This is a genomic window from Caballeronia sp. NCF2, assembly GCF_023631205.1.
Taxonomy (GTDB): Bacteria; Pseudomonadota; Gammaproteobacteria; order Burkholderiales; family Burkholderiaceae; genus Caballeronia; species Caballeronia zhejiangensis.
This window is the reverse complement of record NZ_JALQDN010000063.1, coordinates 128,859-154,098: the sequence shown is the minus strand read 5'-3', so window position 1 is coordinate 154,098 and position 25,240 is coordinate 128,859. Positions and strand designations below refer to the sequence as shown.

Here is a 25,240-nt window from a genome sequence, read left to right as displayed (position 1 = left end):
GGATCACACATGTCGCTATATTCCATACTTTCCGCGCTGCTCGATTATCCCGAGCCCGCGCTTCTTGACGCGCTGCCAGAAATCGAAGCCGCGTTGCACGACTGGCCGCAGGCCCAAACGCGCCTTGCACCGCTCATCGCGTCGCTGAAGCGTCCGCTGATCGAAGTGCAACTTACATACGTGGCCACGTTCGACCGCAATCCGTCGCATTCGCTGCATCTGTTCGAACACGTTCATGGCGAAAGCCGCGATCGCGGTCAGGCGATGGTCGATCTGCTCGACGAGTATCGCGGTCTCGGCCTCGATATCGAAACGAACGAATTGCCCGACTACGTGCCGCTTTTTCTCGAAGCGCTGGGCGCGATCGAGCCGGCCCGCGCGCAGTCGCTGCTCAATGACGCCATTCATGTGCTCGATGCCATCGGTGAACGTCTCGCGCGCAATGAGAGCCCGTATGCCACGGTTTTCGCGGTGTTGCGCGAGCTCGCGACGGTCGACCCGCGTCCGCTCGCGCAGCCGCCCGTGCGCGACATGGACGAAATGCTCGAAACCTTCGGTCCCGGCGCGGACGGCGTCGAGCCGCTGCTCGCACCGCACATGCGCCAGGATACGCAGACCATTCGCTTTCATCCGCGCGGCGCAATGACTGCCGGCGCGGCCGCTCTTGCCGCAAAGGACGCACGATGAACATGCTCAACTCCTTCTTTTTCGGTATCTATCCGTATATCGCCGCCAGCATCTTTCTCTTCGGCAGCTTCGTGCGTTTCGAACGCGAGCAATATTCGTGGAAGGCGGATAGCACCCAACTCGTCGATCGCGGCAATCTCAGACTTGGCAACATCTTGTTTCACGTCGGGATTCTCGGGCTGTTCTTCGGGCATCTCGTCGGCCTGCTCACGCCGGTCGCCGTATGGGACGCGCTCGGCGTCGAGCATAGCGTCAAGCAGGTATTCGCAATGATCGCTGGGGGTGTAATGGGCACGTTATGCCTCGCAGGCTTGCTGATCCTGCTGCATCGACGCTTGACGAGCGCGCGCCTGTCCGCCGTGACGAAAGTCGGCGACCGCGTGTTGTTGCTGTGGATCTTGATCACGCTGCTCCTGGGTCTATCGACGATTGGCGTATCGGCCGGTCACATGGACGGCTCGATGATGGTGCGGCTCATGACCTGGGCCCAGCACATCTTCACGTTCAGAGCCGATGCCGCGCACTATGTCGCAGATGCGCCGCTGCTCTTCCGTATACATTTGTTCATGGGCATGAGTCTCTTCGTGATATTCCCGTTCACGCGTCTCGTGCATGTGTGGAGCGGCTTCGCTTCGCTCGGCTATCTTGGACGGGCCTGGCAATTGGTCCGCAGCCGCTGATTCCCTTGATCGAGAAGCATGTTCCTGTCGTCGTTTCGCGAACGTCTAACCACACGCATCGTCACGCTGTCGATGGTGTCGCTGGTTCTCGTGCTCGCGATGATCGGCGGGACACTCTGGCTCTCATGGCAACTGCAGGGTGCAGGCGCCGCGATCAACGACGCAGGCAGCCTGCGCATGCGCGCGAACGCAGTCGCGATTGCGCTATTGAAGGGTGAAAAGGCGCCATCGCCGTTGCTGCAACTGCAGATCGAGCAGATGAACGCAACGCTCGACCGCCTGCGTAAAGGCGATCCAGCGCGCCCGCTCTTCCTTCCAGACGATGTCGATGTGCGCCGACAGTTCGATCACGTCGCGAACGCGTGGCATTCGCGACTCGAACCCGATGTTCGCGAGGGCATGGCGAGCGCAGACCCACAGGCGGTGGCGCGCTATCTGCTGCAATTGCGCACTTTCGTCACTGGCGCCGACGACCTCGTCGGCTTGATCGAGCGGGAGAACGCACGCAAGACCGCGTGGCTGCGCACGTCGCAGATGGCGCTTGCGGCGATGGCGTGTATCGGCACCGCGGCGATCGTCTATTTGCTCTTCTTGTGGATCGTCGTGCCCGTTCAGCGCTTGCAGGACGGGCTTGCGCGCATCGAGGCACGCGAGTTCGATGCGCGTCTGCCCGTCGAAACGCAGGACGAGTTCGGACATCTTGCCGCGGGCTTCAATCGCATGGCCGCGGAATTGCAGACGCTCTATCGCGACCTTGCGGGCCGGGTCGAAGCGAAGACCGCCGAGCTGGCCGCGCAGAACCGCGAACTGACGGCCCTTTATGAAATGGCGGCGTTCGTGAATCAGCCGAATGACGTCGATGCGCTGTGCCGAGGCTTTCTTGCACGCCTCATGCGTCAATTCGACGCCGACGGCGCGGCGGTTCGTCTCTTCACCGAAGATGGTCAAGTGCGTCTGATCGGCTCGGAAGGATTGCCGGCCGCGCTGCTTCAGGATGAAAGTTGCTTCGCCGCAGACGCCTGCGCATGCGCGCAGCGTTCATGCCAACGCGCGGGTTTCGCGAGCGTCGCGGCGTTCAGCATCGTTTCGCAAGGCGAGAAGCTCGGCGCGTTCTCGCTGCACTTCGGCGGCGAGCGGACTATTCCCGCAACCGAAGCGCACTTGCTCGAAACACTCGGCACGCACTTCGGCACAGCGCTCAAGAACCGACGGCTTGCGGCATTGGCGCGGCAGCTTGCGGTGTCGGAGGAGCGAAATCTCGTTGCGCAGGGCTTGCATGACAGCATCGCGCAAAGCCTGAACTTCATGAAGATGCAGGTACATCTTCTGGATGCGGCCACGCGCGAAGAACGCATGGACGAAATCCGCGAGATCGTGCCTATGCTTACAGGCGGATTGGCGGAAAGCTACGACGACGTGCGGGAACTCCTGATGAATTTCCGCACCAGGCTCGGCACCGGCGATCTGAGGCGGGCGGTAAACGAATCCGTCGAACGCTTTGGCATGCAAACGGGCATTGCGCCATCGCTCGATTATCGGGAGGAAGGCGGCTTGCCCTTGCCGCCGGATCAGCAGTTGCAAGTGCTTTTCATTTTGCAGGAGGCGCTGTCGAACATTCGCAAACACGCGGAAGCTCAGCGCGTTTTCGTGACGATCGTCAATGGTCGTGACTTTAGCCTCCTTGTCGAAGATGATGGTCAGGGCTACGATCCAAAGGAGATGGCCGTCCTTGGCGAGACGCATATCGGCTTTCATATCATGCGCGAGCGCGCGCAAAGGCTCGGCGCAATTCTGCGGCTGACCGGAGCGCCAGCATGCGGGGCGCGCGTCGAACTCGTCTTGCCCGCCCCGGCGCGTCAGGCTGTCTGAATATGGTCACGCGCGCTCGCTTCGAGAGTTGCTTCGAGTTGTGTCATGACCATCCGCATTCTGTTGATCGACGACCACGCGTTATTTCGCTCAGGCGTTCACGCGCTCCTGCAACGGCAGTCAGACTTCGAAGTCGTCGGCGAAGCGTCCGACGGGCTCGAAGGTCTCAAGCGCGCCAAGCAATTTCGCCCGGACGTGATTTTGCTCGATCTCAACATGCCCGGACTATCCGGCCTCGAAACGCTCAAGTTGCTCGTGCAGGACGTACCGGAAACGGCGGTCGTCATGCTGACCGTATCCGAAGATCTCGACGAACTTTCATTGGCATTGCGCGATGGCGCGTGCGGCTATCTGCTCAAGAGCATCGAAACGGAGACGCTCGCAAGCGCGATCCGCAAGGCGGCGGGGGGCCAGCCCGTCATCGCGGACGACATGACGGCGAAGCTCATCGCAAGCATGCGTGCACCGAAGGCCGCGCCGGTTCCCGCTCCAGCGGTCGCCGCCGATCCACTCACTACGCGCGAGCGCGACATCATGCGCGAACTGTCGCACGGTGCAAGCAACAAGGAAATCGCGCGCTCGCTGATGCTCGCGGAAAGCACGGTGAAGATCCACGTGCGCAACATTTTGCGCAAGCTCAATCTCACGAGCCGCGTGCAGGTCGCGATCTACGCGGTCGGGCACGATGCGGTGCAGGCAACGGAAGCCGTTTGAACGGTCGTCGCGCTGCATCGAAGCTCGGATCACATCAAGCTGTACACCATGAATTCACATCAAACTGATTTGCCCATGACCTCTCACGATCATTCTTTCGCGCCGCTCACGATTCGCGGCCGCAATCTGCTGCCGATCGTGCAGGGCGGCATGGGCGTCGGCATTTCCGCGCATCGGCTCGCGGGCAGCGTCGCGCGAGAAGGCGCGGTCGGCACCATCGCGAGCATCGACTTGCGTCATCATCACGAAGACTTGCTCGCCATGTGCCGCGAAGACCACTCGCGGCCGACGCTCGAGCGCGCCAACCTCATCGCGCTCGCGCGCGAGATCAAGTCGGCGCGCGAGTTGTCGCAAGGACGCGGCATGATCGCCGTGAACGTGATGAAAGCCGTGAGCGCGCACGCCGATTACGTGCGCGTGGCGTGCGAAGAGGGCGCCGATGCCATCGTGATGGGCGCGGGCCTGCCGCTCGACTTGCCCGATCTCACGCAAGGTTGCGATATCGCGCTCATTCCGATTCTCTCCGATAGCCGCGGCGTCACGCTCGTCCTCAAGAAATGGATGAAGAAAGGCCGCTTGCCCGACGCCATCGTGATCGAGCATCCCGGACACGCGGGTGGCCATCTCGGCGTCGCGGACGTCGCCGATATGAACGACGAGCGCTTCGGCTTCGAGCGCGTTCTGAAGGAACTCGATGCATCGTTTGCGGCGCTCGGACTCAAGCGCGAAGACGTGCCGGTGATCGTCGCGGGCGGCATCAACAGCCATGAAGCCGTGCGCAAGTGGCTCACGGCCGGCGCCAACGGCGTGCAGGTCGGCACGCCGTTCGCCGTCACCGAGGAAGGCGACGCGCATCCGGAGTTCAAGCGCGTGCTGGTCGAGGCGGAGCCCGACGATATCGTCGAGTTCATCAGCGTGACCGGCCTGCCCGCGCGCGCCGTCAAGACGCCGTGGCTCATGCGCTATCTGCGTAACGAAGAACGCATTCGAACGAAAATCGGCGCGCGCAAACAGACGTGTCCGTCGGCGCTCGAATGCCTGAGCGCGTGCGGCTTGCGCGATGGCATCGAGAAATTCGGGCATTTCTGCATCGATACGCGGCTTGCCGCGGCATTGCGGGGCGACGTCGGCAATGGACTGTTCTTCCGCGGGCGCGAAAAACTGCCGTTCGGCGCAGCGATCCGCAACGTGCGCGATCTGATCGAACTCCTGTTGACGGGCGCGACGAAATCGTCCCCGGCGGCGTGCTGAGAAGCGGAAACATCGTGTTTCGCTGCGAGCCGTGACCGATCGTCCCGTTCCTATTGGCTCGGAACGGGGCCGATCTTAGGCTTGATGCCGATTGGCTCGCACGCCGCAATCCACGGAGTACCGCACGATGTCGAAGCGCTTTCCCCTGAACCCAAAGCATCCCGAGCGCAATTGCTGGGGCTGCGATCACTATTGCGCGACGGACGCCATGCGTTGCGGAAACGGTTCGAGCCGGGCGCAGCATCCGGCCGAGTTGCTTGGCGAAGACTGGTACGAGCAAGGCGAGTGGGGCCTCGAAATCGCCGACAACGCCAAGTCGATTCAACCGTCCGTCGCCAAAGCGCGCTGAATCGCGACTTCAGCGCACGATTTCGCCGATCGTCAGTTCAATCACGCCCGCATCTTTCGTCGATACCCGTCCGCTCGATCCGCTCAGATCGCCGGGCGATGGCCGCGCTTTCCCGGACGCCGACACGCGCGCAGCGATGTCGATGCGCTCGAAATCCGAGAGGCGGCGGTTCGGCGTCATCGACATTGAATCGTTGAGATAAACCGTCGCAGGAAGCTGGTTCGCGCTCAGGCGCTGGACCGCGATCGGCATGCGTGAGCCATCGTCGGCGAGCGCGTAGACGAAGACCGTATCCGTTGGACGGACGCGCGACGCGAACTCAGGGCTCAACTGCACGCGGACTTCGATCGACGCCGAACCGGTGCCGTCCGCGATCGCCCGCACTTCGTCGATATTCTTCTGCGCCTGCTGCGCGATCTGCGGCGCGAGATCCGGCACCTGCCTCAAACGCTCCCAGTATCCGATGGCTTGCGTGTATTCGCGCCGGTCGAATGCCGCCGATGCAGCCAGCGCCAGCGCTTTCGGCTGCGTCGCGTCGAGCGCGAGCGCCGAGTGGATGACCTTCAGCGCCGCGTCGTTGAGATCGCCGCCGGTCGCGCTCGCGATGGCATCGGCGTAATCGGCAAGCAATTCGGCATCGCGCGGATTCAGCGCAACCGCCCGCCGATACGCCTGCGCGGCATCGTCGGCGCGCGTCAGCACCATGTACGAACGCGCGAGCATCGTCCAGCCTTGGGCGTCGTCGGGATTGCGCCGCAACCGCGCGGCCAGAAGACTGACGGCCGCTTCCATCGACCGGGGCGTGTCCGCGTGTTCGCTCACCGATGAACCCGCCGCCGCTTGAATCGCGAGCGCCGCCGGATCGCCGACACGCATGTAAAGCGTCAGCGCGGACGCCGGCACGAGCGCGACCAGCAAGCCGGCGAGCGCGGCGTGCGTCGTTCGCTGATTCGCGACGCGCGCGCGCAACAGCGGCGGCACGACGCATGCGAGCGCGGCGAAGAGCATCGCGGCAACGATCAGCCAGAACGGGATCATCGGCTCATGCTCCTTTTTCTTCGGGTCTGATGCGCGCGCCGGATATGCAGCGCCATCGCAACCGCGCCCGCCGCGAGCACGGCGAACGGCCCGAACCACAGCGCCCACGTGACGGGCTTCACGGGCGGCCGATACAGCACGAAGTCGCCGTATCGGCGCACCATGTACGCCTGAATCTGCTCGTCGCTCGCGCCTTGCCCGACTTGCTCGCGAATGCGCGCGCGCAGATCGGCGGCGAGATCGGCGGTCGAATCGGCGAGGCTCTGGTTCTGGCACACGACGCAGCGGAAATGCTCCGCGAGATGGCGCGCGCGTTCGTCATCGGGCGATTGCTGCGCCTGAGCGCACCCGATGCACGCAGCGATCATCCACGCGAGCCGCCTAATCACGCGCGTTCTCCTTTTGCAGCTTGCCGACGAGCGGACCAATCACGCCATCGATCGACGCGCGCGTGAGCGGTCCCGCCTGCCGATAGCGCACGACGCCCGCGCGATCGATCACGAACGTCTCCGGCACGCCGTACACGCCATAGTCGATGCCGGTGCGCCCGTCGCGATCGACGAACGACGTCACGTACGGATTGCCCGCCGCCTTCAGCCATTGCAGCGCGGGCGCACGTTCGTCGCGGTAGTTCAGGCCGTACACCGGCGCCGCGCCGCTCGCCGCGAAATCCATCAGGACGGCATGCTCATCGCGGCACGCTTCGCACCACGACGCCCACACGTTCAGAATCCACACCTGTCCGCGCAGCGCGTGCGACGACATCGTCCGGTTCGCGGCATCGAGACGCGGCAGATCGAACTCCGGCGCGGGTTTGCCGATGAGCGCGGAAGGCAGGCGACGCGGATCGTGGCGCAATCCGGCCGCGAGCACCGCGACGAGCAGACCGAACACGGCGAGCGGAATCAGAAAGCGCTTCATCGTCCTGTCTCGCCGATGCTTCGCGGCGGTTCCACGGCAATCGCAACGGCGGCGGCCCGTTGCGGCGCGCGCAGCTTTGCGTAACGCCGATCCGCCGCCGCGAGCAGGCCGCCGAGCGCCATCAACACGCAGCCGCCCCAGATCCAGCGCACGAACGGCTTGATCTGGATGCGCACGGTCCACGCGCCGCCGCCCGCCGGCTGATCGAGCGCGACGTACAGATCGCGCAGCACGCCGCGATCGATCGCGGCTTCGGTCGTCGGCGTGTTGGAGACGAGGAATTCGCGTTTCTCCGGATGCAGTGTCGCGATAGCTTTGCCGTCGCGCGTCACCGCGATCGTCGCACGCGTCGCGCGATAGTTCGGTCCGTCGATCGCGCGCACGTCGCCGAGCCGGAAGCGATATCCGCCCGCATCGACGCTCTCGCCGGGCGCGAGCCGCGCGTCGCGTTCGACGGGAAAGCCCTTCACCATCGTCACGCCGACGACGAACACGCCGACGCCCGCGTGTGCGAGCCACATGCCGACGGTCGCGAGCCGCACGCGCTGCCGTCCCTTGATGATGCGCTCGATCACGCTCGTCGCGATCGTCGCGAACGTCCACGCGGCGAGCAGCAAGCCGAGGCTCACGAACGGACGCGACACGCCGGGCACGAACGCGCTCGCCACGCTCACGAGCGCGGCCCAGCGCAGCCGCACGGCAAGCTGCGGCAGACGCGCGGCCTTCCAGCGCGCGAGCGGCCCGACGCCCATCAGAAAGATCGCGGGTGTCATCAGCGGGACGAACACGCTGTCGAAGTACGGCGCGCCGACGGAAATCTTGTCGAGATCGAGCGCGTCGAGGACCATCGGATAGAGCGTGCCGAGCATCACCGATGCAGCGGCGACGAGCATCAGCAGATTGTTCGACAGCAGCAACGCCTCGCGGGATACGGGCTCGAAAGCGACCGCCGACACGGCTCGCGGCGCGCGCCACGCGAACAGCGCGAGACCGCCGCCCGAAAACAGCGCGAGCAACGCGAGGATGAACACGCCGCGCGCCGGATCGGACGCGAAGCCGTGCACCGATGTCACGACGCCCGAGCGCACGAGAAACGTGCCGAGCAACGAGAGCGAGAACGCGCAGATCGCGAGCAGCGCGCTCCACGCGCGAAACGCGCCGCGCTTGGCGGTCGCGGCGAGCGAATGAATCAGCGCGGTGCCGACGAGCCACGGCATGAACGACGCGTTTTCGACCGGATCCCAGAACCACCATCCGCCCCAGCCGAGTTCGTAGTACGCCCACGCGCTGCCGAGCATGATGCCGAGCGTCAGGAACATCCACGCGGCGAGCGTCCACGCGCGCGAGGCGCGCGCCCAGGCGGCGTCGAGCTTGCCATCGAGCAGCGCGGCGATGGCGAACGCGAACGCCACCGAAAAGCCGACGTAGCCCATGTACAGCAGCGGCGGATGAATCACCATGCCGGGATCCTGCAACAGCGGATTGAGATCGCGGCCGTTCATCGCGGGCGGCATGATGCGCGTGAACGGATTCGACGTCAGCAGCATGAAAAGCAGAAAGCCCGCGTCGATCCAGCTCATCACGCCGAGCACGCGCGCCGCGAACGGCAACGGCAGGCGCTTGCCGAAGCACACGACCGCGCTCATCCAGAGCGTGAGCAGCAGCGCCCACAGCAGCAGCGAGCCTTCGTGACCGCCCCAGACCGCGGTGAACCGGTAAATGGCCGGCAGCGCCGAGTTCGAATTGCCGACGACGTAGATCACGGAAAAATCGTCGTCGAGAAACGACGCCGCGAGACAGCCGAACGCGATCGCGACGAAGCCGAATTGCCCGCACGCGGCGGGCGCGGCGACGCGCATCCATCCTTCGATGGCAAGTCGCGCGCCGAGCATCGGCACGATGCCCGCGACGAGCGCGAGCAGCATCGCGAGGATGAGCGCGAAATGGCCGATCTCGGGGATCATCGGCGCGCTCCCGCGTTCCCGTCCGCCGATGCGCGCGCTTCACGCAGCGCGCGTTCGAGTGGCGGCGGCGTGTACTTTTCGTCGTGCTTGGCCAGGACTTCGTCGGCGTGAAAACGTCCGTCGGCGCCGAGCGTGCCTTGCGCGACGACGCCGCTGCCTTCGCGAAAGAGATCGGGCAGCGCGGCCGTGTAGACGACAGGAATCGACGCGCGCCCGTCCGTGACGACGAAGCTCACCGTGCGGCTGTCGGCGTGCTTCAAGAGCGATCCGCGTTCGACGAGTCCGCCGAGCCGGAAGCGCTGCGTGCGCGTTTCCTCGTGCGACGCGATCTCGCTCGGGCTGACGAAGAACATCACGTTGGCGCGGAACGCGTTGAGCACGAACGCGCACGCGAGCGCGGCGCTCGCGAGGCCGAGCGCGATGAACGCGAAGCGGCGATGGCGCGCTTTCATCGGCGCAGCGCGCGGTGGACGAGCCACGCCTCCGCGCCCATCAGCAGAAAAGTGATCGCGAACGCGGCGCAAAGCAGCGGATTCGCGGCGAGCATCGTCGGGACGGATGCGAGCGTGTTCATGCGGCACGCTCCTCGATTCGCGACGGACGCTCGTCGCTCGCGCGCACGCGTTCGGCCGCGCGCAGGATGACGCGCGCGCGCGCCAACGCCACGGCGATCGCATACGACCAGAATCCCGCCGTCATCAGGACGATGCCCCGAGCCATCGACGTTTTCATCGCGACGCCGCTGCCGAATCCGAGCGACGGTCCTTGATGCAGCGTGTACCACCATTGCACGGAAAAATAGATGATCGGGACATTCACGACGCCGATCAGCGCGAGCACCGAGCACGCGCGATCGGCGCGGCGGGTGCCGTCGATGGCCGCGTGCAGCGCGAGATAGCCGACGTACAGGAAGAACAGGATCAACTCCGACGTGAGCCGCGCGTCCCAGACCCACCATGTGCCCCACGTCGGCTTGCCCCACAACGCGCCCGAAATCAGCGCGATCGCCGTGAACGACGCGCCGGTCGGGGCGAGCGCGCGGGCCATCATCGCGGAAAGGCGCGCGTTCATCGCGAGATGCAGCGCGCTGTACGCGGCCATCACGAAGTAGATGAGCATCGACATCCACGCGGCGGGCACATGCACGAACATGATGCGGTAGATGTCGCGTTGCAGCGCATCGGCGGGCGCGACGCCGAGGCCGATCACGAGTCCCATCGCGATGAACACGACCGACGCGAACGCGAACCACGGCGTCGCGCGCGCGGCGAAGCGTTCGAAGTTGCGGGCGGACGCGTAGCGGAACCAGTTCATAGGCGCTATTCCATCGATATGCGCAGGGCCGCCGCGCTCGCGAACGGACACAGCCATAGCGCGATGCACAACGCCGCCGCGAGCAGCGAGAAATTCGCGTTCGCCCATGCGGCGCTCGCGGCGGGATCGGCCGCGCCGACGCCGAATACGAGCACCGGCACGTAGAGCGGCAGAATCAGCAATGCGAGCACGACGCTGCCGCCGCGAACGCCGAGCGTGAGCGCCGCGCCCATCGAACCGATCAGCGAAAGCAGCGGCGTGCCGATCAGGAGCGACGCCATCAGCATGAGGATCGTGCGCGCATCGAGCCCGTATTCGAGCGCGACGACGGGCGCGAGCACGACGAGCGCGAGACCGGTCGTGATCCAGTGCGCGGCGATCTTGCCGAGCACGATGCCCGCGAGCGGCTGCGGCGAAAGCAGCATCTGTTCGAGCGCGCCACTCGCGAAATCGTTGCTGAAGAGCTGGCCAGCCGAAAGCAGCGCCGCGAACAGCGCCGTGACCCACAGCACGCCCGGCGCGATTGCGTGCAGCAGCTTCGGATCGGGACCGACGCCGAGCGGAAACAGACTCGACGCCAGCACGAAGAAGAGCAGCACGGAAAGCGTCACGGTGCGCGAGCGCCAGTTCAAGAGCAGCTCGCGCCGGATCACCCGAAGCGTCAGCGCGATCATGCCGCGCTCCGTTCGAGATGCAGATGACGTGCGCGCGCGGCATCGACGGCAAGCGGGCGATGCGTCGTCGCGACGAGCGCGCCGCCTTCGCGCAGATGATCGTCGATGCATGCGGCGAACCAGAGCGCGCCCGCGTCATCGACGGCTTCGGTGGGTTCGTCGAGCAGCCACAGCGGCTTGGCCGCGAGCACGAGCCGTGCGAGCGCCACGCGCCGCCGCTGACCTTCCGACAGCCGGTTCAGGCGCGCGTGCATCAGCGGCTGCAAACCGGCGCGCTCGAGCACGTCGCGCTCGTTCGCGTGCAAGGCGTTCGCGCCGAGCAACGCCGCGAAGCGCAGGTTTTCCGCGACCGTCAGTTCGCCGTTGAAGCCGTCGGCGTGGCCGAGATACGCGAGGTCGCGTCTGAAGCGCGCCGGATCGTCGCGCACGTTCACGCCGCGCCACGACACCTTCCCCGCGGCGGGCGGCAACAGACCCGCGAGCGCGGCGATCAACGAGCTCTTGCCGCTGCCGTTCGCGCCGTGGATGAGCAACGCCGCGCCGCCATCGACGCACAGATTCACGCCGGCGACGATCGTGCGGCTGCCGCGCATCACGTCGAGTTGCCGGGCGCTGAGCATGAATGTTTCCTCTCTTGGCGTTGTTTACTGCTTCCTTCTGTCGTCGATTTCTTGCGCCTTCGCCATGTTCGGCAGTTCATGCGCGATGCCCTTGTGGCAATCGATGCACGTCTTCTCGCCAGTCTCCAGAAAGCGCTGATGCGCCTGCTGCGCGCGCGGGCTTTGCCGCGTGAAGTCCATGTACTGGAACGAGTGGCAATTGCGGCATTCGAGCGAGTCGTTCGCCTTGAAGCGCGCCCATTCGTGCTCGGCCAGTTCGAGCCGCTTGTCGAGGAACTTCTCGCGCGTGTTCACCGCGCCGAAAATCTTCGCCCACACTTCCTTCGACGCCTGCATCTTTCGGGCGATCTTGTCGGTCCAGTTGTGGGGAACATGGCAGTCCGAGCACTTCGCGTGCACGCCCGTGCGGTTGCTGAAGTGGATCGTGTTCTTCAGTTCGGCGTAGGTGTTGTCGCGCATCTCGTGACAGCCGGTGCAGAAGACTTCGGTGTTGGTCAGCTCCATCGCCGTGTTGAAGGCGCCCCAGAACACCACGCCGGCGACGAAGCCGCCCAGCGTCAGAAAGCCGAGGCTGTAATAGAGGCTCGGCCGGCGAATGGTGATTCCAGTAGCGCTTGATCAGTGCCCACATGATGGTCGCTTGTTTATCGTCTATCGCTTCTTGGTTTTGTCCGGCTGCTGCCTGACGTCTTCGACGGCGACGAACGTATTGCCGACGAGCGGTTTCGTATCGGCCTGCGGGACGTGGCATTGCGTGCAGAAGTAGCGTCGCGGCGACAGATGCCCGGACACGCCGCCCTCGCGATCCATGTAATGCGACACCGCCACCGGCACCGCGCCGCTTTCCTCGGCGCGGCTGCGCGCGTGACACCCGAGACAGCGGTTGGCGTTCTTGTCGAGCTGATAGTTGTCGATCTTGTGCGGGATCGTCGGCGGCTGCTGTGCGTAGTTGAGTCCGCGTATCACGTCCTTGTTTTCGGTCGGCGCGATGAGCGGGGCTTTCGGTTCCTCATCGAGCGGCGCCGTGCCGCGCAGCGAATCGTGGAACGGCAGACTGGGCACCGTGGGCTGCGCGATCGCGAGCACGGCCAGCGCAAGAAGCGATGCAATGACGATGGCTGTCAACGTACGCATGGCGTCGGCTCCCGGACCCTAGACCCGCACGATCTTGACCGCGCACTTCTTGTAGTCGGTCTGAAACGAGATCGGATCGGTGGAGTCGAGCGTCACCTTGTTGATGAGCTGGCTTGAATCGAACCACGGCACGAAGACGAGCCCGCGCGGCGGCTTGTCGCGGCCGCGCGTCTCGACGCGCGTACGCATCTCGCCGCGCCGCGATATCACGCGCACCTCGACGCCGCGTCGCAGGCCAAGCGCTTTGGCGTCGTCGGGATGCATGAAGCACACCGCGTTCGGAAACGCGCGATACAGCTCGGGCACGCGGCGCGTCATCGATCCCGAATGCCAGTGCTCCAGCACGCGGCCCGTCGCGAGCCAGAACGGATAGTCCTTGTCCGGCGATTCGGCGGGCGGCTCGTAAGGCAGCGCGTAGATCACCGCGCGGCCGTCCGGATTGCCGTAGAACTGCCAGTCGGCGCCGGCCTTCACATACGGATCGGAGCCTTCCTTGTAACGCCAGCGTGTTTCCTTGCCATCGACGACCGGCCAGCGGATGCCGCGCGCCTGGTGATACATGTCGAACGGCGCGAGATCGTGGCCGTGGCCGCGTCCGAAGCTCGCGTATTCCTCGAACAAACCTTTCTGGATATAGAAGCCGAACGCCGCAGCCTCGTTGTTGCGATATTTCGAATCGACTTGCGAAGCGGGAAACTTGTCGACCTGGCCGTTGCGATACAGGATGTCGTAGAGCGTCTTGCCCTTGTATTCGGGCTTTTTCGCGAGCAGTTCGGCGGGCCAGACTTCCTCGACCTTAAAGCGCTTGGAGAATTCCACGATCTGCCAGAGATCCGAATGCGCGCCGCCTGGCGCCTGTACGAGCTGATGCCAGAACTGCGTGCGCCGTTCCGCGTTGCCGTAGGCGCCTTCCTTCTCGACCCACATCGCGGATGGCAGGATCAGATCGGCGGCGACGGCCGTGACCGTCGGATACACATCCGACACGACGACGAAATTCGAATCCTTGCGATACCCCGGCAGCGCTTCGTTGTTGATATTCGCGGCAGCCTGCATGTTGTTGTTGACCATCACCCAATAAGCGTTGATCTTGCCGTCCTTGAGCATGCGGTTTTGCAGCACGGCATGAAAGCCCGGCTTGTCGGGGATGGTGCCCGCGGGCAGCTTCCAGATATGCTCCGCTTCCTCGCGATGCTTCGGGTTGGTCACGACCATATCGGCGGGCAGCCGATGCGAAAACGTGCCGACTTCGCGCGCCGTGCCGCACGCGGACGGCTGGCCCGTCAGCGAGAACGGGCTGTTGCCCGGCGTCGATATCTTTCCCGTCAGCAGATGCAGGTTGTAGACCATGTTGTTGGCCCAGGTTCCGCGCGTGTGCTGATTGAAGCCCATCGTCCAGAAGGACACGACTTTCGTCTTCGGGTCCGCGTACAACTGCGCGAGCTGGTCGAGCTTGTTCTTCGGCACGCCGGAAATTTTCGTCACGTAGGCAGCGTCGTAGCGCGAGACGAACTGCGCGAATTCGTCGAAGGTGATCGGCTGCGAGCCGTTCGGATCGCCCGCGTTCTTCGCCGCCTTTTGCAGCGGATGGTCGGGCCGCAGCCCGTAACCGATGTCCGCGTTGCCCTTCTTGAAGTTCGTGTGCTTGTCGACGAAATCGCGGTTCACCTTGCCGTTCTTGATGATGTAGTTCGCGATGTAATTCATGATCGCGAGATCGGATTGCGGCGTGAAGACGATGGTTTGATCGGCGAGATCGAACGAACGATGCTCGAACGTCGACAGCGTGACGACGCGCACGTCCTGATTCGAAAGCCGCCGCGCCGTCACGCGCGACCACAGCACCGGATGCATCTCGGCCATATTGGAGCCCCACAGCACGAAGGCGTCGGTGGCTTCGATGTCGTCGTAGCAGCCCATCGGCTCGTCCATGCCGAAGGTCCGCATGAAGCCCGTCACGGCCGATGCCATGCAATGCCGCGCGTTCGGATCGATATTGTTGCTGCGAAATCCCGCCTTCATCAGCTTGACGCCTGCGTAGCCTTCCCAGACGGTCCATTGCCCCGAACCGAACATGCCGACGGCCGTCGGCCCTTTCTCCTTCAGCACGCGCTTGAACTGCTCGGCCATCACGTTGAACGCGACATCCCACGACACGGGCAGGAATTCGCCGTTCTTGTCGTATTTGCCGTCTTTCATCCGCATGAGCGGCGTCGTCAGACGGTCCTGGCCGTACATGATCTTCGAGAGGAAGTAGCCCTTCACGCAGTTGAGTCCGCGGTTGACTTCCGCCTGCGGGTCGGCCTGTGTCGCGACGACCTGATTGCCCTTCACGCCGACGAGCACGCCGCATCCCGTTCCGCAGAAGCGGCAGGGCGCTTTCGACCAGGCGATGTCGTCGCTCTGCGCGACGGCGTGCATGTCGGGCAGCGTGATGCCCGCGGATGCGGCCGCCGTGGTGGCGGCCGTCTGCTTAATGAACGCGCGACGAGTCAGTTTCATCGTCGATGTCCTCGGTGAGCGGATCGGCGGCTTCGTGATGCTGATAGACGAGCGCGGTGCTGATGACATCGGGAATGGATTGCACCGCCTGCAATTGTTCGGCGACGCAAGCGGAGCGATCGCTTTCGAGCGTGAGAACGATCTTGCCGTCGGCGCTCGATCCGTGAACTTGCGCGCCAGGCAAAGCCGCGAGCGCGCGCGTAATTCGTTGCAGCGCTTCTATACGGCCGAATACAACGACGCCGGCTATGTGAAACTCGCAAGACTCGTCGGTCTTGTCGGCGTAACGATCGTTGATATCGACGGGTTTGAGCTCCATTTAATTCAAATAGTCGCGACGCTCGTTAATGATGTGGCGGTCCGCCGATCAGCATCTGATAGAACCAGACCGCGAATCCGTAAGTGGCGATGATCATGACCGTGAGCACGGGAACCATGACGACGGTCAGAAACAGAAAGCTGCGCAACTCTTCGGATTTGCGTATTTCGTCTTTCTCATCCATGGGGCGCGTCAGATCTCGGTTGGCGAAGTGGGGTGGCCAGCGCGAAAGATGGATCCATTGTTGGTTTAAGAAATGCATCTTTTCAAGTTGAAAATCGCACGGCGTCGAGGGCGGGTTTTGCAACTGTCGATAAATTTCCATCGCGCCAAATGTGGCGGAATTCGAATTAATCGCCGTGCATCGTTTCGCGCGCTCGAACGAATCGCAATGACGTTAATGCTCCATTTCACGCGCGCGATATGGCTTTCATCTTGTTCTGAATGTCGCTTTATGCGCGGCTTTCTAGAATCCGGTCACTTCTTCGATTACAGACATCCACGCATCATGCCGATCAAGCTCGAATTCGCCACGCCCGAAGGCCGCATCTCGCTTTCAATCGACGATGCCCAGTTCGTGGCTTACGACGCCGGTGAACTCGCAATGCATTCGACGCGCGATTTCGTCGAACGCATGGAATCGATGGGGCTCGGCGAACTCGCGCAAACCTATGCGCGTCTTCAGGCACAGACCGAAGTCTCGGTGATGGAACTGCGCGAAGCGCGCGAAGACGCCGAAGCGTGGCTCGGGAAGAAAGAAGAAAGCAGCGTGATCGCGGAACAGATCATGCCGCGGGTCGAAGCGCTGCGTGAAACGATTGCGCGCACGCAGGCCGACTTGCGCGAGAACATCGAGCGGCTGGCGGCGCTCTCCGCAGCGTGCGATTGCGCGCTGCATCAGGTTCCGGGCTATCAGCCGCCCGCGCGCAGTCAGAGATGATCCGCTAAAGATTCGGATCGCGAATCGAATACGCGTTGCGCGCTGGAAGTCTCGCCCCGATACGCCTTCATGCCGAAGCGCTGCAGGATAAAGCTCTCGACGACGAGACGCATATCCGCTTCCAGCGGCCGCGTGCCCCAGCGGCTGTTTCCCGCCACCGACGCCACCGTGAACCACGATTGCGGCGGAAACAATTCGACGCGCAGCATGCCGCGCTCGAAGATCCTGAGCCGCCCCGTATCGATATGAAACTCGGCGCTGACCGCGCCGGCCGGCATGCCGATGCTGGCCGTAATGGCTTTCGCTTTCATCGTTCTGGTCTCTCGAAATGCTTCCGCCGCGAGGTCGATCCTCACGGCGCCGATTGTCAAATTCTCCGGCGACGCGCCTGGCGCGCGGTCGTTTCGGCAGATAATCCCCGATAGGCATACAGTACTGACGTTGCGCGTCTCCGCCTAACTACCGGCGCGATCGGCAAGTCGCTCGCAACGCGTGGCGGAGCATGATGGCGAACGTTCGCTGCCGCACACAAAGACCATCCAGCACGTCTGATTCAATAGCCGCGCTTCTCCGGCAGGAGCAAGCGCCGGTCCTGTTCACAGATGCAAATCAAAGAGGGAAGCAAACCATGCTGAAAGCGTATTCCTATGCAGCATCCGCAGCCGACAAGCCGCTCGGTCCGCTCGAAATTCAACGCCGCGATGTCGGTCCGAACGATGTCCGCATCGACATTCTGTTCTGCGGCGTCTGTCATTCCGACCTGCATATGGCGCGCAACGAATGGGGCGGCACGAACTATCCGGTCGTGCCGGGCCATGAGATCGTCGGTCGCGTCGCGGCAGTCGGTTCCGACGTGTCGAAGTTCAAGGTCGGGCAACTGGCGGGCGTCGGCTGCATGGTCGATTCATGCCGCGTCTGCAATGCGTGCAAGGAAGGACTCGAACAATATTGCGAGAGCCCGGAAAGCTTTACGCAAACCTACAACTCGCCGGATAAGAAGTCGGGCGGCGTGACCTTCGGCGGCTATTCGACGAACATCGTCGTCGACGAGGCGTTCGTGCTGAGCATCCCCGAGAACCTCGAACTCGCGGCCGTTGCACCGTTGCTGTGCGCGGGCATCACCACGTACTCGCCGCTGCGCCACTGGAACGTGCAGAAGGGGCACAAGGTGGGCATCGTCGGTCTCGGCGGTCTCGGTCACATGGGCGTGAAGATCGCCGCCGCAATGGGCGCGCATGTCGTGCTCTTCACCACGTCGCCGGGCAAGATCGAGGATGCGAAGCGTCTGGGCGCGCATGAAGTCGTCGTGTCGAAAGATCCGGATCAGATGGCCGCGCACGCGAACAGCTTCGATTTCATCTTGAACACGGTCGCCGCGTCGCACGATCTCGATCAGTTCATGTCGCTTCTCAAGCGTGACGGCACCATGACGCTCGTCGGCGCGCCGGAGCATCCGCATCCGTCGCCTTCGGTGATGAACATGATCTTCAAGCGCCGCTCGCTCGCGGGCTCGCTGATCGGCGGCATCGCGGAAACGCAGGAAATGCTCGATTTCTGCGGCAAGCACGGCATCACGTCCGACATCGAGATGATTCGCATGGACGAAGTCAACAAGGCTTACGAGCGCATGTTGAAGAGCGACGTGAAGTATCGCTTCGTGATCGACATGGCGACGATGGAAAAGTAAGCCTGTATCAGCGGGGCGATGTCATCGCCTCGCGCATGCTTTCGACGAAGCGTTCCGTCACTGCCGGCAGCGTCCTGCCGCGCTTCTTCACGATGGCGATCGGCCGCACGAACGCCGGATGGTCGATCGGTTTCGCGACGAGCCCCGGTTCCGCGCGCACCTCGCGCGCGGTTTCCGGCAGGATCGTCACGCCGAGGCCGCCGCGCACCATCGCGACGGCGGTCATCATGTAAGTCGGCTCGCACGCTATCTCGAGCGTTTCGCGCGTCTCGCTGAGCGCGGCGTCGACGACCGCGCGCACGCTCGTGCCTGGCGCGGTGAGCACGAGCGGCGAATGCGCGAGCTCGTCGAGCGCGATGCGGCGTTTCTTCGCGAGCGCATGCGCCTTCGGACACACCGCGACGAGCCGGTCCACGCCCGCATGCAGCACTTCAAGCAACGGATCGGCCACATCGCCGCCGGTCAGCCCGATATCGGCTTCCTCGCTGCGCACGAGCGCATTCACGGTGCTCGCCACGACGTCGCGAATCTGAAATGCGACGCGCGGCACCTCGCGCTTCATGCCGATGATCAACTCAGGCAACACGCTCGCCGCGAACGTCGGCAGGCACGCGATGCGGATCGTGCCGCTTTCGCCGATGCCCATCGCGCGGGCATCGCGCAGCACGTTCTCCATGTCGCGCAACGACTTGCGCAGGAGCGGCAGCAGTTCGCGTCCGGTCGGCGTCAGCGCGACGTTGCGGCTGTTGCGGTCGAAAAGCCGCGCGCCGACGGCTTCCTCCAAGCGGCGTATCTGCACGGTCAGCGCGGGTTGCGACAAATGCAGGCGTTCGGCGGCGCGCGTGAAACTGCCCGCCTCGGCCACGGCGACGAGCGCGCGGATATCGCGAAGATTCAGATCCATTATGGTCCGTGATAGCTGCGATCAAATCGTTTCAATTGTGTAATTGCCGCTCCGAACTTACTCTAGACCGCATCAAAAGACAATTCGGAGACACGTTCATGCTGCCGATGCTCGGCCTCGCCACCATCGTCGTCCTGCTCGGGGCGATCCTTTCCAAACGGATGTCGCCGCTCGTCGCGCTCATCATCGTGCCGATCGTGGCGTCGCTGATCGGCGGCTTCGGGCTTTCGACGAGCAGGTTCGTCATCGACGGATTGAAGAGCCTCGCGCCGGTCGTCGGTATGTTCGTGTTCGCGATCCTTTACTTCGGCACGATCACGGACGCGGGCACGCTCGATCCGATCATCGATCGCATCCTGCGCGCGGTCGGCACGAAACCGACGCGCATCGTGATGGGCACGACGCTGCTCGCGCTGCTGATTCATCTGGACGGCTCGGGCGCCGTCTGCTTTCTCGTCACGATTCCCGCGATGCTGCCGCTCTACGATCGCCTGAACATGGACAAGCGCGTGCTCGCCGCGGCCGTTTCGATGGCGGCGGGCATCAACTTTCTGCCGTGGACCGGGCCGATGATCCGCGCATCGGCGTCGCTGCATCTGCCGATTTCATCGCTGTTCAATCCGCTGATTCCGGTGCAGGCCGTCGGGCTCGTGTTCGTGTTCGGCATGGCGTGGTGGCTCGGCCGCCGCGAGGAAAAGCGTCTCGGCTATTCGAGCGCGAACGGCGCGATTCCGCTTCCGAAGCGCGAACTGACGCCCGAAGAACAGTCGCTGCGCCGCCCGAAGAATTTCTGGTTCAACATCGTGCTGACGGTCGTCGTGCTCGGCACGATGGTCGCGATGGGCGAAAAGATTCCGCCCGCCATCATGTTCATGGTCGGGCTGTGCATTGCGCTGATCGTGAATTACCCGAACGTCGACATGCAGCGAAAGCGCATCGACGCGCACGCTCGCGCCGCGTTGATGATGGCCGGCATTCTGCTCGCGGCGGGCGTGTTCACCGGCATCATGCAAGGCAGCGGCATGTTGAAGGCGATGGCGCAGGCGGCGGTCGGTTTCGTGCCGCCCGCTTTTGCCGGCCACATTCCGGTCGTGCTCGGCCTGCTGTCGATGCCGCTCTCGATGCTTTTCGATCCCGATTCGTTCTATTTCGGCGTGTTGCCGGTGATCGCCGAAGTGGCGTCGCAACTCGGCGTGCCGGCGGTGCATGTCGGCCAGGCGGCGCTCCTCGGGCAGATGACGACCGGCTTTCCCGTGAGCCCGCTCACGCCCGCGACGTTTCTCGTCGTTGGCTTGTGCGGCATCGATCTCGCGGATCATCAGAAGTTCACGTTCCCGCTGCTGTTCGGCGCGTCGGTCGTCATGACGATCGCGTGCGTCGTGCTGGGCGTGTTCCCGCTGTAAAGGAAAAGCACCATGAAAGACATCATCAGAATCGGCGCGGGCGCGGGTTATTCGGGCGATCGCATCGAGCCTGCCGTCGAACTCGCGGAGCACGGCGCGCTCGACTATCTCGTGTTCGAATGCCTTGCCGAACGCACGATCGCGATCGCGCAGCAGTCGCGCCGCAACGATCCCGAACTCGGTTACGACCCGTTGCTCGAAACGCGCATGCGCGCCGTGCTGCCCGTCGCGGCGAAAAATGGCGTGCGGATCATCTCGAACATGGGCGCGGCGAATCCGCGTGCGGCGGCGAAGAAGACCGCGAGGATCGCGCGCGAGCTCGGCCTTGACGGATTGAAAATCGCAGCCGTCACCGGCGACGACGTGCTCGATGTCGTTTTGCGTTCGCGTCTGCGCTTCGAGGAATCCGGCGACGATGTGAGCGCGTACGCGGACCGCATCGTGTCGGCGAATGCGTATCTCGGCGCGGCGCCGATCGTCGCTGCGCTCGCGGCGGGCGCGGACATCGTGCTGACCGGCCGCGTGGCGGATCCGTCGCTATTCACCGCGCCGCTCATCCACGAATTCGGCTGGAAGATGGACGACTGGACGACGCTCGGACAGGCGACCGTCGTCGGTCATTTGCTCGAATGCGCGGGTCAGGTGACGGGCGGCTATTTTGCCGATCCCGGTTACAAGGACGTGAACGATCTCGCGCGTCTCGGCTTCCCGATCGGCGAAGTGAGCGCGGATGGTTCTGTCATCGTGACGAAGGTGCCGCACGCAGGCGGCTGCGTGACCGAAGCGACGTGCAAGGAACAACTGCTCTATGAGATTCACGATCCGGCGCGTTATTTTCAGCCGGACGTCGTCGCGGATTTCACGCAAGTTCGCGTCGCGCAGGAAGCGCGCGACCGCGTGCGCGTGACCGGCGGACGCGGCCACGCGCGCACGGATACGCTGAAGACATCGGTCGCCTATGTCGATGGCTATATCGGCGAAGGTCAGATTTCCTACGGCGGTCCGGGCGCGGTCGCACGCGCGCGGCTCGCGCTCGATATCGCGCGCGAACGGCTGTCGATCATGTGCATCGATACGAGCGAACTGCGCTTCGACCTCATCGGCGTCAATTCGCTTTACGGCGACGCGCTCGCATCGAACGCCGAAGAGCCGTATGAAGTGCGCGTGCGCGTCGCGGGACGCACGTCGAGCGCGAAGGAGGCGGCGCGCATCGGCAACGAGATCGAAACGCTCTATACCAACGGCCCGGCGGGCGGCGGCGGCGTGACGAAGGCGACGCGGGAAGTCATCGCGGTGCAGTCCGTGCTGCTCGCGCGCGAACACGTGAAGCCCCTTTTCGAATTCGTGGAGGCAAGCGATGAAACTGCGTGAACTGGCGCACGGCCGCACCGGCGACAAAGGCAACACGTCGAACGTGTCGGTGATCTGCTTCGACGCGAAGCACTACGCGCATCTGCGCGCGCAACTGACGCCCGAGCGCGTGAAAGCGCATCTCGCCGATGTCGTGAAGGGCGATGTCGTGCGTTACGAACTGCCGCTCTTGCACGCGTTCAATTTCGTTTTGCGCGATGCGCTCGGCGGCGGCGTCACGCGTTCGCTCGCGCTCGACGCGCACGGCAAGTCGATGAGCTCGGCTTTGCTCGATATCGAAATCGATGCGGTTTCCAGCCCAACGCCTATCTGACTGACGCCGTGTCGATCTTGCGCGCGGAATCCGCGGGCAACACCGACGTCAACACGTTCGCCGGCACATGCTGCGCCTCTTCCTGCGAGACCGCGCCGACGAACTTCCAGCCCGACGGCATTTTCACGAACGTGAAGCCGGTGGGTTGATCGACGAACACCGAATACGGCGCAGGCGATGCAGCCGTTTCCGTGGCTTGCGCAAACGACACCAGCGGGCTTGCCAGCAGCAAAGCGGCTGCGAGCGCGGACAAAGTCGATTTCATGGCGACACTCCTGAGATGGTTCCGATGTTTATGTGACGATCGATACAGATATTTAAGCATCGGCGCGCGACAGCGTCCAGTTATTTTGTTACGATCGACACATAATTCAGAATTTCGATGGACGCACTAATCGCCGGCATCGAAAAGGAGTGAGACATGTCGTCGGAAATGCACGAGACGCAGCACAGGGCGCGCGGCCGGCCGCGCGCATTCGACCGCGAAGCGGCGTTGCGAAACGCGATGGAACTGTTCTGGGCGAAAGGCTACGACACCTGTTCGATGGCCGATCTCGTCGAAGCAATGGGCATCAATTCGCCGAGCCTCTATGCCGCGTTCGGCAGCAAGGAAGATCTGTATCGGGAGGCGGTCGAGCTGTACACGGAAGCCGAAGGCGGCGCGGCGCTCAGGCAGTTGCAGGCGCACGAATCCGTGCGCGACGGCCTGCGCGCGATGTTCCGCGCGAGCGTCGAATTGTTCACCGGCAGGAAGACTCCGCGTGGCTGCATGATCTTTCTGGGCGCGATGTCCGTCGGCGGCGAGCACGCGCAATTGCGCGCCGAGATGCAGAAGCGCCGGCGCAAGGTCGCGTCGATCGTCGCGGCGCGGCTCGCGCAGGGCGTCGAAAATGGCGAGCTCGACGCGCGCACCGATGTTCAGGCGCTCGCCGCGCTGTGCATGACATTGTTCGCGGGTCTGTCGATTCAGGCGCAGGACGGCGTGCGGCGTGCGGCGCTTTTCGCGGCGGTCGATCAGTTCATCGCGACGCTGCCGCTGCGCGCGAAGCGCTGAGCGAAACGTTCGCAGCCGTCACAATCGACGACGAAACAAAGTGTCCTTGCGCTTGCCCGCGCGCCGATGACGGGACCAAAATCCCCGACACCCGGCATTTTGGAGCATCGCCATGACGACTCACGTCATCAGTTTTTTTGCCGACGACACCGCGCGCGCGTCGTTCGAAAATCATCGCCGCTATTGCGCGCGTCTTGCTTATCCGCACGAGTATGTCGATACGGCCGCGATCGGCTGGGCACATCTGCGGATGCTGTTGAAGTATCAGGTGTTGTTGCGCAAGCTGCGCGCGTGTGCCGAGGGCGATCTCGTGTTGCTGATCACGCAGGATTGCCTGCTGTTACGCGACATTCCGTGCGAGACGCTCATGCGCGGGGAAAACCGCGATTGGATCGTCTCGTATCGTGACGATGACCCCGGCGACGTCATGGCGGCGTTTCAGCTTTGGCGCAACACGGCGGCCGCGCGCGAGCGGGTTCAACGCATCTGCGAGGGCGCCAGGTTCGGCAGGGCGCTCGCGAGCGAAGCGCAGCTGCTGAGTGCGCTAGGACCTCGGCCGTTCACTGAGGCGATCGAAGGCCATCATCCCGTTGTGCTCGCGGCGCTGAACGTGTCGCCGATATGGGCGGAATGGCCCGCGTTCTCTCTTGCGCTCGCCGATATGCCCGATGCGCCGAAGAATCAGCCGGTCTTCGCCGACTTGCGCGATCTGTTCGCGGAGCACATCAACGAGTGTCAGGCGCGCGGCCTGCCGTATCTCGCCTTGCCGCAGCCGGAAGCCGATGAAACACGCTACGAAGCGTCGAACCGAAGCGCGTCCATCGCGCTCGCGATGCTTCATACGCCGAATATCCGCGAATACGGCGCGATCGCCGAGCGCAACGTGCGCCGCTATTGCGAGCGTCACGGCTACGCGCTGCATCTCTATCGCGACGTGCCGGCCGAAGCGGGCGCGGGCGCGAGCGGCAACTGGATCAAGCCCTGGGTGTTGCTGCGCCATTTGCCGGAACACGAATGGGTCTTCTGGATCGATGCCGACGTGCTCGTCGCCGATCAGAGCCGGCGGCTCGAACCGCTATGCGAGAAGCGGGATCGCGTGCTCGCGACGGACGTAAGCTGGCAGTTCAACTCGGGCATCATGGGTTTTCGCAACACGCCGCAAAACCTCGACGTGCTGACGGAAATCGAGCAGAGCATCGGCGCGATCGCGGATAAATCGTCGACCTATGCGAGCGGCGGCGACCAGGACGTGTTCATCAAGGTGCTCGCACGGCATGGCCTTGCCGACTCGTGCCATCTGCTCGATTGCGCGACCATCAACACGCCGTATCAGCTTCAGTCGCGCGACAGCTTCATGGTGCATTACATGCATATGTGGCCGTCGCTGCGCGCGCTCATCATGCATCACGGCGACCTGACGAGCCAGATGCGCGGCGCGCGCCGTCCCTGACTGTCTATTCCTTGACTTTCCAAAGCTTTACGCGCAAGCATGAGCGATCGCGCGAGCCGCCGCGCGTGCATCGATTTTTTAG

General features: G+C 63.8%; 29 protein-coding genes and 1 pseudogene. 13 read left to right on the top strand and 17 right to left on the bottom strand.

Features of this window, described 5'->3' with window-relative positions:
* The first annotated feature begins 9 nt into the window (after positions 1-9).
* The 6 genes from narJ (at position 10) to NCS02_RS22760 (ending at position 5,550) form a co-directional block, all read left to right on the top strand.
* Complete coding sequence (gene narJ, locus NCS02_RS22785) at positions 10-687, top strand: nitrate reductase molybdenum cofactor assembly chaperone (protein ID WP_250503395.1); 678 nt, start codon at positions 10-12, stop codon at positions 685-687.
* Entirely contained in the window at positions 684-1,367 is a 684-nt protein-coding gene (gene narI, locus NCS02_RS22780) for a respiratory nitrate reductase subunit gamma (protein ID WP_008349085.1), read from the top strand. Before narJ ends, narI begins: the two co-directional genes overlap by 4 nt.
* 18 nt (positions 1,368-1,385) lie before the next feature.
* The gene (locus tag NCS02_RS22775) at positions 1,386-3,236 is read left to right on the top strand and encodes a type IV pili methyl-accepting chemotaxis transducer N-terminal domain-containing protein (protein WP_250503394.1); all 1,851 of its coding nucleotides are present in this window, start codon (positions 1,386-1,388) and stop codon (positions 3,234-3,236) included.
* Positions 3,237-3,281: 45 nt separating this feature from the next.
* Positions 3,282-3,950 carry a response regulator gene (locus NCS02_RS22770; protein WP_175982649.1) on the top strand — a complete coding sequence of 223 codons (669 nt, stop codon included), beginning with the start codon at positions 3,282-3,284 and terminating at the stop codon, positions 3,948-3,950.
* 75 nt (positions 3,951-4,025) lie between these two features.
* Complete coding sequence (locus tag NCS02_RS22765) at positions 4,026-5,201, top strand: NAD(P)H-dependent flavin oxidoreductase (protein ID WP_008349076.1); 1,176 nt, start codon at positions 4,026-4,028, stop codon at positions 5,199-5,201.
* Positions 5,202-5,328: 127 nt separating this feature from the next.
* Positions 5,329-5,550, top strand: a complete 222-nt coding sequence (locus NCS02_RS22760; protein WP_250503393.1) for a DUF3079 domain-containing protein — start codon at positions 5,329-5,331, stop codon at positions 5,548-5,550.
* 9 nt (positions 5,551-5,559) lie between these two features.
* Here NCS02_RS22760 and NCS02_RS22755 read toward each other — a convergent pair whose 3' ends face one another.
* The 14 genes and pseudogenes from NCS02_RS22755 to napE all read right to left on the bottom strand — a co-directional run bounded on the left by NCS02_RS22755 (position 5,560) and on the right by napE (position 16,220).
* The gene (locus NCS02_RS22755) at positions 5,560-6,588 is read right to left on the bottom strand and encodes a tetratricopeptide repeat protein (RefSeq protein WP_250503392.1); all 1,029 of its coding nucleotides are present in this window, start codon (positions 6,586-6,588) and stop codon (positions 5,560-5,562) included.
* Positions 6,585-6,977: a cytochrome c-type biogenesis protein gene (locus tag NCS02_RS22750; RefSeq protein WP_008349071.1), complete on the bottom strand. Its 393-nt coding sequence runs from the start codon at positions 6,975-6,977 to the stop codon at positions 6,585-6,587. The genes NCS02_RS22755 and NCS02_RS22750 overlap by 4 nt, the downstream gene beginning before the upstream one ends.
* The gene (locus NCS02_RS22745) at positions 6,970-7,509 is read right to left on the bottom strand and encodes a DsbE family thiol:disulfide interchange protein (protein ID WP_250441239.1); all 540 of its coding nucleotides are present in this window, start codon (positions 7,507-7,509) and stop codon (positions 6,970-6,972) included. Before NCS02_RS22745 ends, NCS02_RS22750 begins: the two co-directional genes overlap by 8 nt.
* Positions 7,506-9,473: a heme lyase CcmF/NrfE family subunit gene (locus NCS02_RS22740; protein WP_250503391.1), complete on the bottom strand. Its 1,968-nt coding sequence runs from the start codon at positions 9,471-9,473 to the stop codon at positions 7,506-7,508. Before NCS02_RS22740 ends, NCS02_RS22745 begins: the two co-directional genes overlap by 4 nt.
* Positions 9,470-9,925 carry a cytochrome c maturation protein CcmE gene (ccmE, locus tag NCS02_RS22735; protein WP_250519997.1) on the bottom strand — a complete coding sequence of 152 codons (456 nt, stop codon included), beginning with the start codon at positions 9,923-9,925 and terminating at the stop codon, positions 9,470-9,472. Before ccmE ends, NCS02_RS22740 begins: the two co-directional genes overlap by 4 nt.
* Entirely contained in the window at positions 9,922-10,047 is a 126-nt protein-coding gene (locus tag NCS02_RS36335) for a hypothetical protein (RefSeq protein ID WP_268811663.1), read from the bottom strand. Before NCS02_RS36335 ends, ccmE begins: the two co-directional genes overlap by 4 nt.
* The gene (gene ccmC / locus NCS02_RS22730; protein WP_250523300.1) at positions 10,044-10,787 is read right to left on the bottom strand and encodes a heme ABC transporter permease CcmC; all 744 of its coding nucleotides are present in this window, start codon (positions 10,785-10,787) and stop codon (positions 10,044-10,046) included. Before ccmC ends, NCS02_RS36335 begins: the two co-directional genes overlap by 4 nt.
* A gap of 5 nt (positions 10,788-10,792) precedes the next feature.
* The gene (ccmB, locus tag NCS02_RS22725; protein WP_008349060.1) at positions 10,793-11,461 is read right to left on the bottom strand and encodes a heme exporter protein CcmB; all 669 of its coding nucleotides are present in this window, start codon (positions 11,459-11,461) and stop codon (positions 10,793-10,795) included.
* Positions 11,458-12,081, bottom strand: coding sequence for a cytochrome c biogenesis heme-transporting ATPase CcmA (gene ccmA / locus NCS02_RS22720; RefSeq protein ID WP_008349058.1), 624 nt, complete (start codon positions 12,079-12,081; stop codon positions 11,458-11,460). Before ccmA ends, ccmB begins: the two co-directional genes overlap by 4 nt.
* A 24-nt stretch (positions 12,082-12,105) precedes the next feature.
* Positions 12,106-12,712: pseudogene (locus NCS02_RS22715) on the bottom strand (NapC/NirT family cytochrome c).
* Positions 12,713-12,732: 20 nt separating this feature from the next.
* Positions 12,733-13,215 carry a nitrate reductase cytochrome c-type subunit gene (locus NCS02_RS22710; RefSeq protein WP_008349053.1) on the bottom strand — a complete coding sequence of 161 codons (483 nt, stop codon included), beginning with the start codon at positions 13,213-13,215 and terminating at the stop codon, positions 12,733-12,735.
* 18 nt (positions 13,216-13,233) lie between these two features.
* On the bottom strand, positions 13,234-15,717 hold the full coding sequence (gene napA / locus NCS02_RS22705; RefSeq protein WP_250523299.1) for a periplasmic nitrate reductase subunit alpha: 2,484 nt from the start codon (positions 15,715-15,717) through the stop codon (positions 13,234-13,236).
* The gene (locus NCS02_RS22700; protein ID WP_008349049.1) at positions 15,689-16,036 is read right to left on the bottom strand and encodes a chaperone NapD; all 348 of its coding nucleotides are present in this window, start codon (positions 16,034-16,036) and stop codon (positions 15,689-15,691) included. Before NCS02_RS22700 ends, napA begins: the two co-directional genes overlap by 29 nt.
* Positions 16,037-16,061: 25 nt before the next feature.
* Positions 16,062-16,220 carry a periplasmic nitrate reductase, NapE protein gene (gene napE / locus NCS02_RS22695; RefSeq protein WP_008349047.1) on the bottom strand — a complete coding sequence of 53 codons (159 nt, stop codon included), beginning with the start codon at positions 16,218-16,220 and terminating at the stop codon, positions 16,062-16,064.
* A 324-nt stretch (positions 16,221-16,544) separates the two neighbouring features.
* On the opposite strand from napE, the gene NCS02_RS22690 reads away from it, so the two are divergent.
* Complete coding sequence (locus tag NCS02_RS22690) at positions 16,545-16,976, top strand: hypothetical protein (protein WP_250503387.1); 432 nt, start codon at positions 16,545-16,547, stop codon at positions 16,974-16,976.
* Here the strand turns inward: NCS02_RS22690 and NCS02_RS22685 are convergent.
* Positions 16,967-17,287: a hypothetical protein gene (locus NCS02_RS22685; RefSeq protein WP_250457612.1), complete on the bottom strand. Its 321-nt coding sequence runs from the start codon at positions 17,285-17,287 to the stop codon at positions 16,967-16,969. The two genes, NCS02_RS22690 and NCS02_RS22685, sit on opposite strands and share 10 nt — an antisense overlap.
* Positions 17,288-17,604: 317 nt before the next feature.
* On the opposite strand from NCS02_RS22685, the gene NCS02_RS22680 reads away from it, so the two are divergent.
* The gene (locus NCS02_RS22680) at positions 17,605-18,663 is read left to right on the top strand and encodes an NAD(P)-dependent alcohol dehydrogenase (protein ID WP_008349042.1); all 1,059 of its coding nucleotides are present in this window, start codon (positions 17,605-17,607) and stop codon (positions 18,661-18,663) included.
* Between the two features lie 7 nt (positions 18,664-18,670).
* Here the strand turns inward: NCS02_RS22680 and NCS02_RS22675 are convergent, their stop codons facing one another.
* Positions 18,671-19,567, bottom strand: a complete 897-nt coding sequence (locus NCS02_RS22675) for a LysR family transcriptional regulator (RefSeq protein WP_250503386.1) — start codon at positions 19,565-19,567, stop codon at positions 18,671-18,673.
* A gap of 98 nt (positions 19,568-19,665) precedes the next feature.
* On the opposite strand from NCS02_RS22675, the gene NCS02_RS22670 reads away from it, so the two are divergent.
* From NCS02_RS22670 to NCS02_RS22660, 3 genes are read left to right on the top strand one after another with little or no spacing between them, the layout of a single operon-like run.
* Positions 19,666-20,970, top strand: a complete 1,305-nt coding sequence (locus NCS02_RS22670) for a CitMHS family transporter (RefSeq protein WP_250481978.1) — start codon at positions 19,666-19,668, stop codon at positions 20,968-20,970.
* A 12-nt stretch (positions 20,971-20,982) separates the two neighbouring features.
* Complete coding sequence (locus NCS02_RS22665) at positions 20,983-22,341, top strand: acyclic terpene utilization AtuA family protein (protein WP_250436886.1); 1,359 nt, start codon at positions 20,983-20,985, stop codon at positions 22,339-22,341.
* Positions 22,328-22,654, top strand: coding sequence for an AtuA-related protein (locus NCS02_RS22660; RefSeq protein ID WP_250436884.1), 327 nt, complete (start codon positions 22,328-22,330; stop codon positions 22,652-22,654). The genes NCS02_RS22665 and NCS02_RS22660 overlap by 14 nt, the downstream gene beginning before the upstream one ends.
* Here NCS02_RS22660 and NCS02_RS22655 read toward each other — a convergent pair.
* Entirely contained in the window at positions 22,647-22,919 is a 273-nt protein-coding gene (locus NCS02_RS22655; RefSeq protein WP_175982636.1) for a hypothetical protein, read from the bottom strand. The two genes, NCS02_RS22660 and NCS02_RS22655, sit on opposite strands and share 8 nt — an antisense overlap.
* A 156-nt stretch (positions 22,920-23,075) precedes the next feature.
* On the opposite strand from NCS02_RS22655, the gene NCS02_RS22650 reads away from it, so the two are divergent.
* Positions 23,076-23,708: a TetR/AcrR family transcriptional regulator gene (locus NCS02_RS22650; protein WP_250441248.1), complete on the top strand. Its 633-nt coding sequence runs from the start codon at positions 23,076-23,078 to the stop codon at positions 23,706-23,708.
* A 112-nt stretch (positions 23,709-23,820) separates the two neighbouring features.
* Complete coding sequence (locus NCS02_RS22645; protein WP_250503384.1) at positions 23,821-25,158, top strand: glycosyltransferase family protein; 1,338 nt, start codon at positions 23,821-23,823, stop codon at positions 25,156-25,158.
* The last annotated feature ends 82 nt before the right edge of the window (positions 25,159-25,240 follow it).

Excerpts from the sequence above, each read along its gene's own strand:
- narJ (WP_250503395.1), top strand. The coding sequence starts at position 10 with ATGTCGCTATATTCCATACTTTCCGCGCTGCTCGATTATCCCGAGCCC.
- narI (WP_008349085.1), top strand. The coding sequence starts at position 684 with ATGAACATGCTCAACTCCTTCTTTTTCGGTATCTATCCGTATATCGCC.
- NCS02_RS22775 (WP_250503394.1), top strand. The coding sequence starts at position 1,386 with ATGTTCCTGTCGTCGTTTCGCGAACGTCTAACCACACGCATCGTCACG.
- NCS02_RS22770 (WP_175982649.1), top strand. The coding sequence starts at position 3,282 with ATGACCATCCGCATTCTGTTGATCGACGACCACGCGTTATTTCGCTCA.
- NCS02_RS22765 (WP_008349076.1), top strand. The coding sequence starts at position 4,026 with ATGACCTCTCACGATCATTCTTTCGCGCCGCTCACGATTCGCGGCCGC.
- NCS02_RS22760 (WP_250503393.1), top strand. The coding sequence starts at position 5,329 with ATGTCGAAGCGCTTTCCCCTGAACCCAAAGCATCCCGAGCGCAATTGC.
- NCS02_RS22755 (WP_250503392.1), bottom strand. The coding sequence starts at position 6,588 with ATGATCCCGTTCTGGCTGATCGTTGCCGCGATGCTCTTCGCCGCGCTC.
- NCS02_RS22745 (WP_250441239.1), bottom strand. The coding sequence starts at position 7,509 with ATGAAGCGCTTTCTGATTCCGCTCGCCGTGTTCGGTCTGCTCGTCGCG.
- NCS02_RS22740 (WP_250503391.1), bottom strand. The coding sequence starts at position 9,473 with ATGATCCCCGAGATCGGCCATTTCGCGCTCATCCTCGCGATGCTGCTC.
- ccmE (WP_250519997.1), bottom strand. The coding sequence starts at position 9,925 with ATGAAAGCGCGCCATCGCCGCTTCGCGTTCATCGCGCTCGGCCTCGCG.
- NCS02_RS36335 (WP_268811663.1), bottom strand. The coding sequence starts at position 10,047 with ATGAACACGCTCGCATCCGTCCCGACGATGCTCGCCGCGAATCCGCTG.
- ccmC (WP_250523300.1), bottom strand. The coding sequence starts at position 10,787 with ATGAACTGGTTCCGCTACGCGTCCGCCCGCAACTTCGAACGCTTCGCC.
- ccmB (WP_008349060.1), bottom strand. The coding sequence starts at position 11,461 with ATGATCGCGCTGACGCTTCGGGTGATCCGGCGCGAGCTGCTCTTGAAC.
- ccmA (WP_008349058.1), bottom strand. The coding sequence starts at position 12,081 with ATGCTCAGCGCCCGGCAACTCGACGTGATGCGCGGCAGCCGCACGATC.
- NCS02_RS22710 (WP_008349053.1), bottom strand. The coding sequence starts at position 13,215 with ATGCGTACGTTGACAGCCATCGTCATTGCATCGCTTCTTGCGCTGGCC.
- napA (WP_250523299.1), bottom strand. The coding sequence starts at position 15,717 with ATGAAACTGACTCGTCGCGCGTTCATTAAGCAGACGGCCGCCACCACG.
- NCS02_RS22700 (WP_008349049.1), bottom strand. The coding sequence starts at position 16,036 with ATGGAGCTCAAACCCGTCGATATCAACGATCGTTACGCCGACAAGACC.
- napE (WP_008349047.1), bottom strand. The coding sequence starts at position 16,220 with ATGGATGAGAAAGACGAAATACGCAAATCCGAAGAGTTGCGCAGCTTT.
- NCS02_RS22690 (WP_250503387.1), top strand. The coding sequence starts at position 16,545 with ATGCCGATCAAGCTCGAATTCGCCACGCCCGAAGGCCGCATCTCGCTT.
- NCS02_RS22685 (WP_250457612.1), bottom strand. The coding sequence starts at position 17,287 with ATGAAAGCGAAAGCCATTACGGCCAGCATCGGCATGCCGGCCGGCGCG.
- NCS02_RS22680 (WP_008349042.1), top strand. The coding sequence starts at position 17,605 with ATGCTGAAAGCGTATTCCTATGCAGCATCCGCAGCCGACAAGCCGCTC.
- NCS02_RS22675 (WP_250503386.1), bottom strand. The coding sequence starts at position 19,567 with ATGGATCTGAATCTTCGCGATATCCGCGCGCTCGTCGCCGTGGCCGAG.
- NCS02_RS22670 (WP_250481978.1), top strand. The coding sequence starts at position 19,666 with ATGCTGCCGATGCTCGGCCTCGCCACCATCGTCGTCCTGCTCGGGGCG.
- NCS02_RS22665 (WP_250436886.1), top strand. The coding sequence starts at position 20,983 with ATGAAAGACATCATCAGAATCGGCGCGGGCGCGGGTTATTCGGGCGAT.
- NCS02_RS22660 (WP_250436884.1), top strand. The coding sequence starts at position 22,328 with ATGAAACTGCGTGAACTGGCGCACGGCCGCACCGGCGACAAAGGCAAC.
- NCS02_RS22655 (WP_175982636.1), bottom strand. The coding sequence starts at position 22,919 with ATGAAATCGACTTTGTCCGCGCTCGCAGCCGCTTTGCTGCTGGCAAGC.
- NCS02_RS22650 (WP_250441248.1), top strand. The coding sequence starts at position 23,076 with ATGTCGTCGGAAATGCACGAGACGCAGCACAGGGCGCGCGGCCGGCCG.
- NCS02_RS22645 (WP_250503384.1), top strand. The coding sequence starts at position 23,821 with ATGACGACTCACGTCATCAGTTTTTTTGCCGACGACACCGCGCGCGCG.